The 15,261-nt window shown below is 46.1% G+C and carries 16 protein-coding genes and 1 pseudogene; 7 read left to right on the forward strand and 10 right to left on the reverse strand.

Features of this window, described 5'->3' with window-relative positions:
• Positions 1–104: 104 nt before the first annotated feature.
• The 6 genes from FD723_RS37270 to FD723_RS37295 form a co-directional block, all read right to left on the reverse strand.
• Positions 105–899, reverse strand: a complete 795-nt coding sequence (locus tag FD723_RS37270; protein ID WP_179070209.1) for an SDR family oxidoreductase — start codon at positions 897–899, stop codon at positions 105–107.
• Positions 899–1,039 (reverse strand): hypothetical protein, encoded by a 141-nt coding sequence (locus tag FD723_RS37275; RefSeq protein ID WP_179070210.1) that lies wholly within the window; start codon positions 1,037–1,039, stop codon positions 899–901. Before FD723_RS37275 ends, FD723_RS37270 begins: the two co-directional genes overlap by 1 nt.
• A 253-nt stretch (positions 1,040–1,292) precedes the next feature.
• On the reverse strand, positions 1,293–1,871 hold the full coding sequence (locus FD723_RS37280) for a hypothetical protein (protein WP_179070211.1): 579 nt from the start codon (positions 1,869–1,871) through the stop codon (positions 1,293–1,295).
• 156 nt (positions 1,872–2,027) lie between these two features.
• Positions 2,028–2,495, reverse strand: a complete 468-nt coding sequence (locus FD723_RS37285; protein WP_179070212.1) for a hypothetical protein — start codon at positions 2,493–2,495, stop codon at positions 2,028–2,030.
• 7 nt (positions 2,496–2,502) lie between these two features.
• Complete coding sequence (locus tag FD723_RS37290; RefSeq protein WP_179070213.1) at positions 2,503–3,321, reverse strand: SDR family NAD(P)-dependent oxidoreductase; 819 nt, start codon at positions 3,319–3,321, stop codon at positions 2,503–2,505.
• A 66-nt stretch (positions 3,322–3,387) separates the two neighbouring features.
• The gene (locus FD723_RS37295; RefSeq protein WP_256875371.1) at positions 3,388–3,666 is read right to left on the reverse strand and encodes a hypothetical protein; all 279 of its coding nucleotides are present in this window, start codon (positions 3,664–3,666) and stop codon (positions 3,388–3,390) included.
• A 585-nt stretch (positions 3,667–4,251) separates the two neighbouring features.
• Between FD723_RS37295 and FD723_RS37300 the strand changes: the two genes are divergently transcribed.
• From FD723_RS37300 to FD723_RS37325, 7 genes and pseudogenes are all read left to right on the forward strand, one after another.
• Positions 4,252–4,404, forward strand: coding sequence for a hypothetical protein (locus FD723_RS37300; RefSeq protein ID WP_179070066.1), 153 nt, complete (start codon positions 4,252–4,254; stop codon positions 4,402–4,404).
• 226 nt (positions 4,405–4,630) lie between these two features.
• Positions 4,631–4,900: a hypothetical protein gene (locus tag FD723_RS37305; RefSeq protein WP_179070214.1), complete on the forward strand. Its 270-nt coding sequence runs from the start codon at positions 4,631–4,633 to the stop codon at positions 4,898–4,900.
• 151 nt (positions 4,901–5,051) lie between these two features.
• On the forward strand, positions 5,052–6,458 hold the full coding sequence (locus tag FD723_RS37310) for an efflux RND transporter periplasmic adaptor subunit (protein WP_256875372.1): 1,407 nt from the start codon (positions 5,052–5,054) through the stop codon (positions 6,456–6,458).
• A gap of 86 nt (positions 6,459–6,544) precedes the next feature.
• A complete protein-coding gene (locus FD723_RS37315; RefSeq protein WP_306297044.1) occupies positions 6,545–8,296 on the forward strand; it encodes an efflux RND transporter permease subunit in 1,752 nt (583 codons plus the stop codon).
• Positions 8,233–9,063, forward strand: coding sequence for an efflux RND transporter permease subunit (locus tag FD723_RS44020; RefSeq protein WP_306297045.1), 831 nt, complete (start codon positions 8,233–8,235; stop codon positions 9,061–9,063). Before FD723_RS37315 ends, FD723_RS44020 begins: the two co-directional genes overlap by 64 nt.
• Before the next feature lie 16 nt (positions 9,064–9,079).
• A pseudogene (locus tag FD723_RS37320) lies at positions 9,080–10,391 on the forward strand (IS701 family transposase).
• Positions 10,392–10,409: 18 nt separating this feature from the next.
• The gene (locus FD723_RS37325; RefSeq protein ID WP_179070215.1) at positions 10,410–10,742 is read left to right on the forward strand and encodes an efflux RND transporter permease subunit; all 333 of its coding nucleotides are present in this window, start codon (positions 10,410–10,412) and stop codon (positions 10,740–10,742) included.
• Here FD723_RS37325 and FD723_RS37330 read toward each other — a convergent pair.
• From FD723_RS37330 to FD723_RS37345, 4 genes are all read right to left on the reverse strand, one after another.
• Positions 10,731–12,119 carry a mercuric reductase gene (locus FD723_RS37330; RefSeq protein ID WP_179070216.1) on the reverse strand — a complete coding sequence of 463 codons (1,389 nt, stop codon included), beginning with the start codon at positions 12,117–12,119 and terminating at the stop codon, positions 10,731–10,733. The two genes, FD723_RS37325 and FD723_RS37330, sit on opposite strands and share 12 nt — an antisense overlap.
• A 38-nt stretch (positions 12,120–12,157) precedes the next feature.
• Positions 12,158–13,174, reverse strand: a complete 1,017-nt coding sequence (locus FD723_RS37335) for an aldo/keto reductase (RefSeq protein WP_179070217.1) — start codon at positions 13,172–13,174, stop codon at positions 12,158–12,160.
• 158 nt (positions 13,175–13,332) lie between these two features.
• Positions 13,333–14,091, reverse strand: coding sequence for an SDR family oxidoreductase (locus tag FD723_RS37340; RefSeq protein WP_179070218.1), 759 nt, complete (start codon positions 14,089–14,091; stop codon positions 13,333–13,335).
• A 299-nt stretch (positions 14,092–14,390) separates the two neighbouring features.
• The gene (locus tag FD723_RS37345) at positions 14,391–15,089 is read right to left on the reverse strand and encodes a nitroreductase (protein ID WP_179070219.1); all 699 of its coding nucleotides are present in this window, start codon (positions 15,087–15,089) and stop codon (positions 14,391–14,393) included.
• Positions 15,090–15,261: the final 172 nt, after the last annotated feature.

Raw genomic sequence — 15,261 nt, forward strand, 5'->3', positions numbered from 1 at the left:
GCTTGATGCAAAAATACGCGGCGTGCCAGTGGAATGACCAACCAGCATGAGTCACCCGCAACAGGTTGCAAAACAATGAGAACTTACCCTCGATATTCGATATCTCACACTGTAGGAATGGTTCCGCCGTCGATCACATATTCAGCGCCGTTAATATAAGAAGCGCGATCAGAAACCAGGAAAGCAACAAGCTCGGCAACTTCTTCGGGGCGACCAGGGCGACCCATTGGAATTCCCCCAAGGGAATCCATCAACCCAAGTCTTGCAGTATCAAAGTCTGTTCCTGCATTTTCAGCTAATCTCTTTATCAGTTCCGTAGCCGATGTTGTCTCGATAAAACCGGGAGCAACTGTATTCACCCGCACACCTCTCGGTGCAACTTCGTTTGAGAGTCCTTTGCTGTAGTTCGTCAGTGCCGCCTTTGCCGCTGCATATGCCAGAGTGGCATCATAAAGCGGGAGAGTACGCTGGATCGACGAAATATGGATAATGACACCCGAACCTTGTTCTAGCATTTTGGGCAGGAATGCCCGATTTAAGCGGACAGCGGTGAATAAATTAGCATTGAATGTCTGCTGCCAATCATCATCAGTCAGGGCAAGTGCGCCACCGCTGGGTGCTGAAGAACCACCAACGTTGTTGATCAGGATATCCACGCCGCCGAGACGGGCAAGCACTTCCTTGACCACTTTTTCTACGCCACCCGGCGTGCTGATGTCAGATTGAATAAATAAATCTAGCGAGCGCAGTTCATCGGGTTTTGAGCGGGCGGTCGTGATCACCGTTGCACCAGCTTGCCTCAAACGTTTGACGATCGCTTCGCCCATACCTTTTGTTCCACCTGTAACCAGCACTCTCTTGTCAGATAACTCGTTGGGGTTAATTTGGATGTTTGTCATCAGCCTAAGCTCCTCATGTATATAGATTGTAAGATGTCTGCATAAAAATCGGGACTCGCGTTAACCGCTTCCTCTGTCAGTAGCTGGGATGATTTGCTAGCATTTGTGGGAACGGCAATGCTCTTCAAAATAGTTTCCATGAATCATTCTCCTTTGATGAATTGGGTATAAAAAGTTTTTCAGTATTCAACTTTATCTCGTGTTCCTACGTGCCTCAGGAGGATAGTGTTCAGCGTTGCTGTATGCCTTTCCTAGTTCGCTTCAAGCGATTCTCTCTCATGAGAGGCTACACCAACGCGATAGAAACTGTAAAACTCGTCGGTTAAACTTGTCTGAATTTCAGACTAAGAAGAAATTCCAGCCATTCTTACCTATCTAGCACTACCCAGCAAGCTAATAGACTTGAGTAAGATTTGCCGAGTAGAGATGCCATTCACGTTGTTCTGGATTTGAGCTAGAAACACCATTGACCCGTCGCAGTATATAGCTACCGCGAAATCGCTGCGGAGTTCCAGTTGTGGTGGTGGCACTTACCGTCACCGGAATTTTAATGTAGGATGAGCCTGCCGCTCCGTCGAGTCTACCGGGTGTCCCAACTTCTACAACAGTGGATGTGGTGTTGGCAAAACCTTGCTTAAACTGTTCAAACGACTGTTGGCTGGCTGCCCCATTTCTATCCCAAGCTGAGTATGCTCGCCGATAGTCTTGACTGGAGATCGCGCTGTAGTAGTCACGAATAGCTTGGACAGCTGCCTGCTGAATCGGTGTAGCGCTTGAAATGCTCTGTGTGGGAGATCCAGACACCGGGGCTGGACTGGATGAGATCGAGGAATTTGCCACCGTTGGAGTATTTGCAAAGGGTAGTTGTGATTTGGCAGGGGCACTGTAGGCTGTGATGGCGATCGCGACTAGTACTCCTCCAACAACTGCACAGCGCTGTTTTAGCCTGGTATACGAAGAAAAATTCAACATTGAAAGTACCTCCTTGAAAATCTGTTTTGGTTGTGATGCTTAAAATCAATAATTCGGACGGCTTCTGCCAGGAAAGCTATCTGACGGATAGAGTACTGATTAGAAGAAAACAAACACTAAACATAGACAGATAGCTGCTTGCCTAGACGAATGGGCTTATTGATGGATCTGGTTTCTGACAAAGAGATTTTCTACACTCAGCAAGATGATTGGTAGTCCCAGAGACACACTTACAGTTGTCTCTGTCGCCCAGGGGTGGCTCATTACATTGGAGATCGCTGAAACGACTACCGATACAATCAGAAACCAGGGTGCGATCGCCACAAAGTTTTTTTGCCAAGCGGGTTTATCGCTCAGTCTCGCTTGGCTCCGTTGTGCAAATTGATGCCAAAATGGGAAGGTCGTGAATACAGCGAAAAGATATAACAGTCCTGCATCTACCAATAGGATGGTCTTGACGTTCGGAGTCATGTCAAGATGCTGAAGGGCGAACACCGTTAGGCAGACTCCCGCCGCGAGATACAGGAGCGTAAACAGGGTAAATCGTCTCATGGTTTTCTTGTGTTCTGCTAAATTCTGGAAAACTACAAATTTGAGGTAGTTACCAAATTTGGTTTTCGACAAAAAATGTCTACCAAGTTTGACCGCCGGTGGCGAGAATCCGTTGTCCGGTCAGCCAGTGGGAGTCATCAGAGGCGAGGAAGACAGCGATCAGGCTGATATCCTCCGGCTGCCCGACCCGTCCCAGGGGTGTGCTCTTGATCGCCATGTCGTAGACATCACCTTCGAGAAACCCTTGCGAGCCTTCCGTTGCCACGAAGCCTGGATTGAGGCTATTGACACGGATCTTGCGAGAGCCGAACTCCTTAGAAAGGGAAACTGTAAGAGAGTCAACCGCAGCTTTGGTGGCGGAGTAAATGGCGCTATTTGCGGGCGGCATCGAGCCGACGGCAGAACCAATGTTAATCACGGAGCCACCCTCAGTCCCCATAAGCGGGATGGCTTCCTTGATTGCCAGGAGAAGACCAAGTACATTGAGGTTAAACTGGCGGTAGAATTCTTCTGGTGTAACCTGCTCGATGGCACCGAAACTGTAAACACCAGCGTTGTTGACGAGAATGTCAAGCTTGCCGTGCGTTTGCTTGATTTGGGCGAAGGTGTGAGTAATGTCTTCCAGTTTCGAGAAGTCACCCTGGATGGCTGTGGCTTTGCCGCCGTCAGCCGTAATGTCCGCAACGATTTTATCGGCACCGGACTGGCTAGTGGCGTAGTTGACGATTACTGTGGCACCAGCGGCTCCGAGGTGCTTGGCGATCGAGGCACCAATGCCCTTAGATGCTCCAGTGACCAGTGCAATCTTGTTTGCAAGCTTGCTTGTGGTTGTCTTGCTCCTGGATGGATCGTCGATCGCTGCTGGCGGAGAAAGTATTTGTACGGGTGAAATAATCATGTTTCCTCTTTTTTTAATTCGGTGAAGTTATACTAAGTGGTGGCATTGCGAAAGTTGTTGCGTCTATCAAATCACAGTGCCAAACCAGTCAGTGGTTTGTTGAAAGTTTACAAAAGCTTGATTTAATTGAGACTTGTTCGAGTCAGCCCAATAGAGGGTATTAAGTGAAAGCCCGGTGCGATCGCTCAGATATTCTTGGGTAAAATGCTTGCCCCAAGTCTCCTCAGATTCTGCTTGCTGTTTTGCAGCTTGAAATTGCTGCCACCCTTGAGGTGATAGGATCACCCCTCGAACCCGCCCATGAGAGGAACTACCGTTCTTAGATTTGCCCACATTGGAATCCATAGGCAAGTTACCACTAATAAAGGGCAGAGCGAGTCCTTTCCTACAGTTTCGCTAAAGCGCTACGACTAACTTCGCTCTTTGCAGATAAATTAGTAAATTATTTCCCTTCTTACTGAAGACTATCAGACTTAACCAAGTCATATCACTTCTCGTCACTATTTCACTGTCAAGATATGCCTATGGGAATAGAAAGATCAAATAGTATCTTAACTCAACAAACTGGAGTGGTCTAATTTGAATGAAAGTTGAAGAATGAAGACACAAGCAGATGAACTGATTCTCAACAAGGAGGGGTACTATATAATATTGCAATATAAATGCCCAAATCTAGCGTTTAAAGTCTTACTAAGAGCAACAGAGGGAAATTGTTGGTAAGAGAAATTATGTTTTGAAAAGGGGTTAAATAGTGTGTGAATTGTATAATTTCTACTAAAACGTTCAAAAGGTAGAGGTTATATTGGGCAAAATTAGTAACTATTAAATGTGCGGCAAAAAACTCAAGCTGAGGTTCAATCTTAACTTGAAAATAATACCAATTTGAAAAATGATTATGACAGATAGAAAACTGAAACACTTATCCCATGTATGTTTCACAATCCAAAATCTAAAATCCAAATCGCAACCATTCAAGAGGCTGAAAAAGCAACCTTAGAAGCGATCGTCGCTAGACTAAATGTCGAATCCGCAGCAGTAACTACAAAGAAAAAATTCGTAATTAAAGACTGTTTCAGACCCTAAACAAAATTCTGACTGGTTTTATAAGCATTAGAGACAAACCCTTTTTAATTATGAATTATGAATTAATAATTGTGAATAAATATGTAGGTTGCGATCAGCTGTTGCGCCTTTAATTTGCAATCATATTTTTTCAATATGATTGTGGCGTGGGCCGAAAAGCCCGCCCTGATAATGCAAGTTGTATACGTAACAGCTTAAGACTAATTATTAACAAAAGCATATAAATATGAATACATTATCTCCCACTGATATCACCGCACACCCCCAATTTATAGCTTCGGTGACTGAACAACTAGATCAAATTCATCTCACCCAACAAACAAACTATGAAATTGGTTTGTTTGTTACCTGTCTTTGTGTCGCAGCAGTCTTCTTCTATATCGCAGTTCATGTTGGAAGACGGCACAAAACACGCGATGAACTAATAGCAATCCGGCTACGGCAAATTCAAACCCTAGAAAGAATTTGGCAAATGGCGGCTGAACGCAGAGATTAAGCTGCTAATATTTTTTGCTTTAGCGCTGCCAAAAATAATCCCAAAGATCACTGCCTTAGGTGCAGTATTTTTGCTGTATTTTATACCAATTTTTAAAATATTTACGGTAGATCCAAACTTGGAAACCCAGATTTAATCTGAATTACGAATCTTGACGGAGTTGAATATCTTATGTCACTCGATCGCCCATTTATTTGAATCTGTATCTTCCGAGCCAACTGCTGATCTGAAAAACAGTGCTGCAAATAGATCAAGTTCCGTCTTAGCGCCAGTGTCTACAGATCGGATTAGTACTGACGAAACCGCTTCTAAACCGCCTCCACAGCGCAAGAGATGGCTTTGGGTTATACTGGCGGTTCTGCTGATTGGCGGCGGGGGCTTTGTCGGCTGGCGATTGTTAGGCAACCGCAAAGCCGTGCCACCAAAAGCACCGCCTCTCTCAGTTAAGGTGCAAACTGTTGAATCGAGCCAAGTTCAATCTACCTCTGAGTTTGTCGGCACATTAGAAGCCCAGGAACGTGTTTCACTTCAGCCGCAAGTTCAGGGGCGAATTGAGCGTATATTTGTAGCCAGTGGCGATCGCGTAAGTAAGGGAACGCCAATTCTATCTTTAAGTTTGGATCAGACTCAAGCCAATGTCTCCAGTGCCATTGCTGTGGTTAACTCCAATCGGGCGGCTGTAGTAACCGCCCAGGCACAACTTGAACAACAACAAGCCAATCAAGTTAAAGCAGCAGCAGATGTGAAATTACAGCAAGTGCAGTTCCAGCGAAGCAAGATGCTTGTAACTGAAGGGGCACAGGCAAGACAAGAACTCGATATTGCTAAAAATAACATAGATGCAGCGATCGCTACCTTAAATGCTGCTAAAAAGCAGGTGAATGCGAGCCAAGCAAGTGTCAATCAGGCACTATCAAACGTCCAGCAAGCCCAGGCTCAAGTTGCCTCAAATCAAGTGAATCTGAACCAAAAGCAGGTGATTGCACCGCTTGATGGGATAGTTGGCGATTTCTCAGTCAAAGTGGGGGATTACGTGAGTGCTGGGGGAACCTTAACCACTATTACCAAAAACGATATCCAGGATATGCGAATTTCAGTGCCGTCCAACAATGCGGCTCAACTGCGTCGGGGATTACCTGTAGAGCTATTGGATGCCAACACAGGTAAGGGTCTAACTACTGGCAGCATTAATTTTATCTCGCCGCAAGTAATTACAGCTGCCCAATCTATTTTAGTGAAAGCCCGATTTGCTAATTCAAATGGCAAATTGCGGGATGGGCAATATGTTCGCGCCCGGATTATCTGGAGCCAACAACCGGGGATTTTGATTCCGATTCAAGTGGTGACTCGAATTGGTGGACAGAGTTTTGTCTTTGTAGTGGAAGAAGACAAGTCAAAACAAAAGCCGCAATTCGTAGTGCATCAAAAACCTGTGAAGTTGGGCGAGGTGCAAAGTGATCACTATCCCATTCTAGAAGGAATTAAACCAGGCGATCGCCTAGCGGTGTCTAATATTCTCAAACTGAGAGATGGTGTCCCCGTTCAACCACAATCTTAGGAGTTAATAGTTAGGTGAAAGTCATTCTGAGTAGGACTTTCTCAATCCAAAATCTAAAATCCAAAATCTAAAATCGTATAATCATCATGTCGATCGCAGACACTTTTATCAAGCGGCCTGTCTTATCAACGGTTTGCACCCTCTTAATCTTGCTGATTGGTGGTATCTGTATTCCCTTGTTGCCGATCAACAACTTACCGGAAATTGCACCCATTCAGGTGCAAACTACCAGCACTTATATTGGTGCAGATGCCCAAACCGTTGAAGATGCTGTATCAACCGTGATTGAGCGGCAAATAAACGGGGTTGAGGGGATGCAGTACATGACTTCAGCCAGTGGTAATGATGGCTCCAGCACCATTTCAACTCAGTTTGACCCAGAGAGTAACCGTAACATTGACCAAGTTAATGTGCAGAATCGAGCTGCGATCGCTGAACCAACGTTACCTGAGTCTGTGCGGCAAACTGGGTTAACTACCTTAGCACGTTCCAACAGCATTCTCCTAGTTTATGGCTTCTATGCCGAAAATAGCGAGTATGACAACATCTTTTTGAGTAACTATGTTGACCTTTACATCACTGATGCCATCAAGCGCGTCCCTGGTGTCGGAGATACCAGACTGGTTGGGGAACGCCAATATGCGATGCGGTTGTGGCTTGACCCGAATGCTTTAGCCAGTCGGGGTTTGACAGCAACCGATGTCAGCAGTGCCCTAACTTCTCAGAATATTCAGGTGGGGGTAGGCTCCATTGGTCAAGCGCCCACCAAGGCGAATCAGAACTCGAATTTCCCGCTCCGCATCAATAGTAGATTAAAAGATGTTAAGGAATTCGAGAACCTGGTACTGAAGAGCCAAGCTGACGGGACACTAGTTAAACTCAAGGATGTGGGACGAGCCGAGTTAGGCGCACAGGACTATACAACTTCGGCACTGGTACAGGGCAAAGCGGGCGCGGCCATGTTGATCTATCAACTTCCAGGCAGCAATGTGCTAAATACTGCCAAAGCCGTAGAAGCCCAGATTGCAGAGCTAGAGAAAAACTTTCCTCCCGGGTTGAAAGCCATCATCGCCTACGACACCACCAAGTTTGTAGAAGTCTCAATCGAAGAAGTGGTCAAGACGCTGATGGAAGCGATCGCCCTAGTGGTGCTGGTGATTTTCGTCTTTTTGCAAGATTGGCGGGCGACAATCATTCCGGCGATCGCTATTCCTGTATCCTTAGTTGGTGCATTGGCCTTTGCCTATCTCCTGGGCTTCTCGCTCAACACGTTGACCATGTTTGGATTAGTACTGGCAACAGGTTTGGTGGTAGATGATGCGATCATCGTCGTCGAGGGGATTGCTGCCAAGATGGAACAAGGTTTAGACCGACGACAAGCTGCTTTTGAAGCGATGGGGGAGCTTTCAGGGGCAGTGATTGCCACCTCCTTGGTGTTGATAGCGGTATTTATCCCGGTATCCTTTTTTCCGGGTGCAACCGGCATCATGTATCGGCAGTTCGCACTGGTCATTATCTTCTCCATCGGCATTTCTTTATTCAATGCCCTGAGTTTTACCCCCAGTATGTCTGGACTGTTCTTGCATCATACCGAAGGTGAAGGGCGAGGTCCGTTAGGCTGGTTTTTTCGTCAGTTCAACCGGGGCTTTAGCTGGGTACTGGAGCAATACGAGCGTCTGACCAAGTTCCTGATCCGCATCCGGATGTTCGTGCTGGGGCTATTTATCCTCGGACTGGCAGCAACAGCGCTAATAAGAACCCCGCCTTACGCCAAGTGTACACTCAATTCACAGCTAGCACTCCCCAGTACCAGATTGACATTAACCGCGATCGCTTAGAAGCCCTCAATGTCGATTTCAGTGAGGCAATGAATACGCTGGGTGCTTACATGGGCGGGCAGTATGTTAACGATTTTACCTTCTCCCAGCGCAGCTACCGGGTATATATCCAAGCAGATGAACAGTTTCGGAATTCTCCAGACGATATTGGTCAAATTAATGTTCGTTCTCGAAGTGGTAATCTGGTGCTACTGAATGAAGTTGCAAAAGTGACTCCGATTACAGGGCCGCAAACCATCAGCCACTTCAATTTATTCCGCTCGATCAAAATTCAAGGCGATGCTGCCCCAGGTTACAGTTCTGGGCAAGCAATTGCGGCGATGCAGCAGACCTTTAAGGAGATTGAGCAGCCCGGTCTGGGTTATGACTGGACAGGGCTTTCTAGAGAAGAAACCAAATCTGGCGGACAAGCGATCTTGCTGTTTGCTCTCGGTATTGTCGCCGTGTTTCTGATTTTAGCGGCTCAGTACGAAAATTACATTGATCCAATCATCATCTTGCTGACCGTACCCTTTGCGATTTTAGGCGCTCTGTTATTCGTCTCAGTGCGCGGGTTGGTCAACGATTTGTACTGTCAGGTGGCATTGGTGATGTTGATTGGTCTGGCGAGCAAAAATGCGATTTTGATTGTAGAATTTGCCAACCAATCGCGGGAGAAAGGAATGACGATCACCCAAGCTGCACTTCATGCAGTTGAACAACGGTTCCGCCCGATTTTAACCCTGTTTTGTCACTCTGGCGGTAGTATAATAGCGTACAAACGCTAGAACCAAGATACAGAGTATGGTACAGCCTCGTCCAGCCGCACCAACAGTCAAATTCGTGGACGAATATTGTCAATGGTATAAAAGCCTGTTTCCAGATGTTAGGAGCTTCGAGGCTTTTAAGTACCTTCATGTAGGGTGTATTTCTGAACTAAAACGGAAAACCCTACCAGAAATAGCAAAAATTGTAGGATTGGATAATCACTCTTGGTTTGCATCATTTTTTAACTACATCACCGTGGGATATAGAGAAGTTAAGAGCTTTGCGACTAGAGCTAATTTTACAAGTTCTAAAAGGTAGACCAATCATTTTAATTATTGATGAAACAGGGTATAAAAAGAAAGGGAATAAGACAGATTATGTGAAACGACAGTATATAGGAAACTTAGGAAAAGTAGAGAATGGAATTGTAGCAGTAACAGCGTATGGTGTATTCTGTGGAATGACCTTCCCTCTGCTGTTTGAAGTATATAAGCCTCGTGAAAGGTTAAAGCCAGGGGATAAGTACCGCACTAAGCCTGAAATAGCAGCAATAATGATGAGAAAGCTAGAATCAATGGGTTTTAGCTTTAACTTAGTACTGGCAGATAGTTTATATGGTGAAAGTGGTAAGAACTTCATAGCTGTATTAGATGAACTCAAGAAAAAATATATAGTAGCAATTCGCTCAAATCATTCTGTAAGCTTACTTCCAAGACAACATACTCAATATTTGAAGTGGCATAAGTTTAAACGAGTATTTTCTGATCTGAGCAGTGAAAATAGGTTTATCAGAGAAGTAATTCATGGTAAACGTAGCGAAAATAGGTACTGGCAGATTACCACAGATCGAGAAAAGTTACCTGGTAACACTACTTGGTATGTGATGAGTAGATACCCAGACCTTACACCAAGAGATGTAGGAAACTTTTATGGTTTAAGAACTTGGGTTGAGTATGGGTTGAAGCAAAGCAAGAATGAATTAGGTTGGGCAGATTATCGGCTAACTCACTACCCGGATATTGAACGCTGGTGGGAGATTGTTTGTAGCAGCTATTTAATGGTTAGCCTACACTCTGAACAAATCCAGTCTTCTATGCCAAAATCTCCATCAAAATTATCTTCACATCCCTGGTGGAATGATGAAAAAAGCTGGAAGAATATTCTTAACAATCTCCGTTTAATAATTCAACTTTTTACTTTATTTAACCTAATCTATCCCTGGTTAACAGTTTTTCCTATTCCCCAATTGTCCTTAGGTTTTTCTAAACTTCAATCTATTATTTATAACCTCACAAGTTCAATTTTTGTTTTCCTGACTCACCCTGATTTCTACTTTTCCTCTGCCTAGAGTGACAAAACAGGGTTAATGACCACAATTGCTGCCCTGTGTGGGTTCCTTCCCCTACTACTGTCATCTGGGGCTGGTGCAGCCAGCCGGACATCGCTCGGTACGGCAGTGTTTGGCGGCTTATTGGTCTCCGTCATCATGAGTCTGCTGCTGGTGCCTGTGCTTTATGTGGTGGTCAAAAATCTCACACACTTTGCCTCTAAAGGTAGACCTCCCAAGCCACCCCAATCGCCTGAACCTACTCCCTCTAGGGAATTACCCTCTTTTAATGGAAATTTTATAATTCAGAATTTTGCTCAATTTATCGTCAAAGTCACAATTATTGAGGGGATATCTGCCTTACAACTTTGAAAACAGCATGTTTAACCCTTCGGTCATCGTGGGATGAGTCAAGACTCCATCGCGCAGAACGGTATAAGGCATCTGAGCTTGCATCACTATCTGCACCGTCGAAATCACTTCCCCCGCTTCATGACACAACAGGGAACACCCTAAAATCCGACCTGTCTCGGTATCCACGATCGCCTTCATCAGTCCATCAGTTTGACCAAGAGTTTTTGCTCTAGGAATCGCTGAGGCATCCAGTTTTGCCACGCGGATGGCATACCCTTGTTCCTGTGCTTCAGTTTCGGTCAGACCCACATGAGCCAGTTCGGGATCAATGAACAGACAGGATGGAATCAAGCGATCGCGCGTGCTGCGGTTGCCGCCATCAATCAGATTCGCTTTGATAATGCGGTAATCGTCGAGCGAGACATGGGTATATTGCAGTCCTCCATTGATGTCGCCTAACGCCCAAATCCCCGGTATGTTTGTTTCTAGGCGCTCGTTGACTACAATAAACCCGTGGGCATCAGTTGCCACATCAGCGGTGGCTAAATTTAAGCTATCAGTGGTTGGTGTACGACCGATAGCGACGAGCAAATGTGAACCTTGGAGGCTAAGGGAGCGATCGTCCACCTGGAACTGAAGGACAGTCGCATTGTCAACGCGATCTACCCTCAATACATTTGTCTTCAGCAAAAATTCAATGCCTTCTCGTTCCAGCAGCGTTTGAACGGCGATCGCAATATCTGAATCTTGATTTGATAGAATTTGCTCACTATGCCCAATCACAGTAACGCGAGAGCCAAAGCGCTGGAACATCTGGGCAAACTCCAACCCAATATAGCCACTCCCAAGTACGATCAGATGCTCCGGCAACTGTTCCAGTTCCATGATCGATTCGCTCGTCAAAAAACCAGCTTCTGTGAGTCCGGGTAGCGATGGAATTAACGGTCGCGTGCCTGTATTGATAAAAAACCGTTCTGCGGTGAGTAAGCGAGTGGTGTCAAGAGCCGTTGTCACTTCAATCGTTTTGGATGATACAAATCGTCCCACTCCAACGATCAGTTCGTGACCCAGAGCAGTTTCTAAATTGTGCAAATTCATTTCACGCATGGAGTGTACGACAGATCGTTTGCGCCCAATTACGGCTGCTAAATCAACAATGGGTGCATTGGCTTTAACACCGTAAGCAGCGCTGTGTCGCACAGTATTGGCTACCTCTGCACTGGCAACCATCGTTTTGGTAGGGATGCAGGCGATGTTAATGCACCCACCACCAATCATGCTTAAACTGCGTTCCACCAGAGCGGTTTTACGTCCGTCCGCAACTAGCGCTGGTGCTAAGGTTTTACCTGCTTTGCCGCTGCCGATAATAATGTCGTCGTAGTATTCAGGGTTCATTCCACATCTCCTTTAAGGTGCTGTCTTGGTACACAGCTTCAATTTGGCTGAGATCGTCTGCTGTTCGTTAATGCCTCTTGCAGCGACCTTATATTAGCGGGGTAGCGCTCGCCTGCGGCCACTCCTTTTGGTGCAACAACTTCAATTCGGTTCAGGTCGTCTGTTGTCAGCTGAACTTCTGTTGCTGCAACGTTCTCCTCCAGATATTTGCGCTGCTTGGTACCCGGAATGGGAATGATATCTTCTCCTTGGGCTAACAGCCATGCCAGGGCGAGTTGACTGGGCGTTGCTCCTTTTTCAGCCGCAATCGCCTTTACCTGCTCCACTAATTGCAGATTTTTGTAGAAATTCTCTCCCTGAAAGCGAGGGGAAGATCGGCGGTAGTCGTCTTCTGAAAAATCATTTGGGCTGGTGAATCGTCCTGACAAAAAGCCTCGACCCAATGGACTGTAGGGTACAAATCCAATACCTAATTCCCGCACTGTGGGCAGAATTTCATCTTCGGGATCGCGGCTCCAGAGGGAATATTCTGTTTGTAGGGCGGAAATGGAGTGAACAGTATTAGCGCGTCGAATCGTGGACGGAGTGGCTTCTGAAAGCCCTAGATAGCGCACTTTTCCCTGCTGCACCAGTTCCGCCATTGCACCAATCGTGTCTTCAATGGGGACTTCCGGATCAATCCGGTGCTGATAATAAAGGTCAATCACATCTACACCCAACCGCTTCAGCGATGCATCACAGGCTTGATGCACATACTCTGGCTTACCGTTAATACCGTTCCATCCACCCTCTGGCGATCGCACAATACCAAACTTCGTTGCGATCGCGACCCGATCGCGACGGTCTTTGATGGCTCTGCCTACCAACTCTTCATTGGTAAAGGGGCCATACATATCGGCAGTATCCAGTAAGGTAATGCCGAGTTCTAATGCTCGGTGAATCGTGGCGATCGCTTCTCGATCGTCCTGTCCACCATAGAAATCAGACATTCCCATACAGCCCAGTCCTAGTTCTGAAACCACAAGTCCTTGATTGCCGAGTTTGCGTGTTTTCATTGGTAGTTTCCTTGATTTGCCTATAAAACCCTGAATTTCCAACCGAAACAGTGTTAGAGGTCTAATCTGCGGAGTGGATACGCTTTTGGGAACTCAGCGCGGAATGTTCTGTGCAGAAACCGCAAAAGATGCCTAACCTGCCAGAGGAATGTTTTTCGTTATTGCACGATAAATCCACCATCAACTGTGAGCGATTGTCCAGTGACAAAACTAGAAGCGTCTGAACAGAGCCATAATACAGCATTTACCACTTCTGACGGCGTACCAATCCGACCGATTGGCTGCCCTTTGATGAAATCCTCGGTCGCTTTTGGATTTGCTTTGAAAAGGCGATCGAGCATTTCGGTTTGAATTGGACCCGGACTGACGGCATTCACCCGAATTCCTTGCTTGACAAATTCTAATGCCACTGATTTTGTTAGCCCTTCTACAGCGTGTTTACTAGCAGTGTAAATCGGCACCATTGCACCACCGACCAAACCCAAAACTGAACTAGTATTGACGATCGCCCCACCGCCACTTTTCAACAAAGCTGGAATCTCATGTTTCAAAGACAACCATACCCCTTTAACATTGATATCCATAATGTGATCGTAAGTAGCTTCGGTTTGCTCTGCTAAGGGTGTGGAATCTTGTTCCACTCCAGCATTGTTGAAAGCAATGTCGAGTCTTCCATAGTGTGTCATTATTTTCTCAATCAGTATCTGCACATCGGCTTCTTTAGAAACATCTGCCGTCACAGAAAAGCCTTCCCCACCCATCGCTTGAATCTGTCGAATTGTTTCTTCACCTTCAACTTGCCGACGACCTGCGACAACTACTTTTGCTCCAGCTTGAGCTAGAGCTAGAGCGGTTGCTTTACCAATCCCTGATGTTCCACCTGTAACGAGTGCGACTTTTCCAGATAACGTAGTCATTGTTAATTTCCTTGGGTGTATTTTGAGACATGATTCACTGAAATAGGGTGTCATAACATGGGTATAATCTCCTGAATCATCGCTCCACCAAGCTTTTCAGAACAGTTGCCAGTTCGACTTCGCCTTTGATGGAGCCAGACTCACCACTCTCGAACTCGATCCAGCCCTCGTTGAAACCGTCGAGCATCCGAATGCACGGCTCTGGATCGCCTGTACCCTGAGCCTTGAACAGCCCCCTCTGGGGATAAGGGTAAAGGGTAAGGTATTTAAACCCTTACCCTTTACCCTTTCCCCAGTCTTCACTTAGCATTTTTGGGTTGGCAGACTACTAGCTCAAGATCGTCGAGAAATGAGATATTGTTCTCAACGGGATCGCGGCTAATATGCAGGTGATTAGGAGGAAAATCAGGATCGGTATAGCCAACGGCTAAACCGCACAGGATCGATAATTCCGGTGGGATATTTAACTCGCTGCGAATGATTTCAGGATAAGCGGCTAGCGAAACCTGAGCGCAGGTACCCAGTCCACGAGCAGTCAGACTCAGCATCAGCGTTTGTAAATAGATCCCTACACTTAAAGCATCCGCATCGCCTAGTTCTCGGTGCATACAAACGATACCGACCATTGGGGCATCAAAAAATTCGTAATTACGCAGAACGGCTCGTTCTCGACTTGCTGTATCCTCACGAGCAATCCCCATCGCTCCATAGACTTGTTCGCCTAGTTCCTGGCGGTAATGCTGAAATGCCTCTGGCAGTTGAGCGATTTTGGGTAGTTGAGACTCGTCAAAATGCTGCGCTTGCTTTAGCAAAGCCTTTTTCAGTTGATCGCGTCGAGTACCTTCAGCAAATACTACCCGCCACGGCTGGGTATTAGAATTCGACGGCGCGAGCTGTGCTAGAGCAAGAGCTTCATCGAGTAAAATTCGCGGTACGGGTTTGGATAAGAATTTTCGGGTTGAGTGTCGGTCTTTGATAGTTTGGTCGAGATCGAACATGTTTAATAAACCTCTATGAGAAAGAGTACTGACAATACTTTTCGGTTAACGAACTTTGGGGGTTTAAGTCCCCTGCCTAATAACGGCATCACATTTTGTGTCGGGGTCTAAATCCCCGTCACAAAACGTAATTGCGTTAGCGTAGCGGGGCGTTCGCTTTTAGCGTCTCCAA

Origin of the sequence: Nostoc sp. C052, assembly GCF_013393905.1 — a bacterium.
In the GTDB taxonomy this organism is placed as follows: domain Bacteria; phylum Cyanobacteriota; class Cyanobacteriia; order Cyanobacteriales; family Nostocaceae; genus Nostoc.

What these genes read in the sequence shown, in the direction of transcription:
- FD723_RS37290 (WP_179070213.1), bottom strand. Translation starts at nt 3,321, where the DNA reads ATGATTATTTCACCCGTACAAATACTTTCTCCGCCAGCAGCGATCGAC.
- FD723_RS37275 (WP_179070210.1), bottom strand. Translation starts at nt 1,039, where the DNA reads ATGGAAACTATTTTGAAGAGCATTGCCGTTCCCACAAATGCTAGCAAA.
- FD723_RS37315 (WP_306297044.1), top strand. Translation starts at nt 6,545, where the DNA reads ATGTCGATCGCAGACACTTTTATCAAGCGGCCTGTCTTATCAACGGTT.
- FD723_RS37325 (WP_179070215.1), top strand. Translation starts at nt 10,410, where the DNA reads ATGACCACAATTGCTGCCCTGTGTGGGTTCCTTCCCCTACTACTGTCA.
- FD723_RS37295 (WP_256875371.1), bottom strand. Translation starts at nt 3,666, where the DNA reads ATGGATTCCAATGTGGGCAAATCTAAGAACGGTAGTTCCTCTCATGGG.
- FD723_RS37345 (WP_179070219.1), bottom strand. Translation starts at nt 15,089, where the DNA reads ATGTTCGATCTCGACCAAACTATCAAAGACCGACACTCAACCCGAAAA.
- FD723_RS37340 (WP_179070218.1), bottom strand. Translation starts at nt 14,091, where the DNA reads ATGACTACGTTATCTGGAAAAGTCGCACTCGTTACAGGTGGAACATCA.
- FD723_RS37300 (WP_179070066.1), top strand. Translation starts at nt 4,252, where the DNA reads ATGTTTCACAATCCAAAATCTAAAATCCAAATCGCAACCATTCAAGAG.
- FD723_RS37305 (WP_179070214.1), top strand. Translation starts at nt 4,631, where the DNA reads ATGAATACATTATCTCCCACTGATATCACCGCACACCCCCAATTTATA.
- FD723_RS37270 (WP_179070209.1), bottom strand. Translation starts at nt 899, where the DNA reads ATGACAAACATCCAAATTAACCCCAACGAGTTATCTGACAAGAGAGTG.
- FD723_RS37335 (WP_179070217.1), bottom strand. Translation starts at nt 13,174, where the DNA reads ATGAAAACACGCAAACTCGGCAATCAAGGACTTGTGGTTTCAGAACTA.
- FD723_RS37330 (WP_179070216.1), bottom strand. Translation starts at nt 12,119, where the DNA reads ATGAACCCTGAATACTACGACGACATTATTATCGGCAGCGGCAAAGCA.
- FD723_RS37280 (WP_179070211.1), bottom strand. Translation starts at nt 1,871, where the DNA reads ATGTTGAATTTTTCTTCGTATACCAGGCTAAAACAGCGCTGTGCAGTT.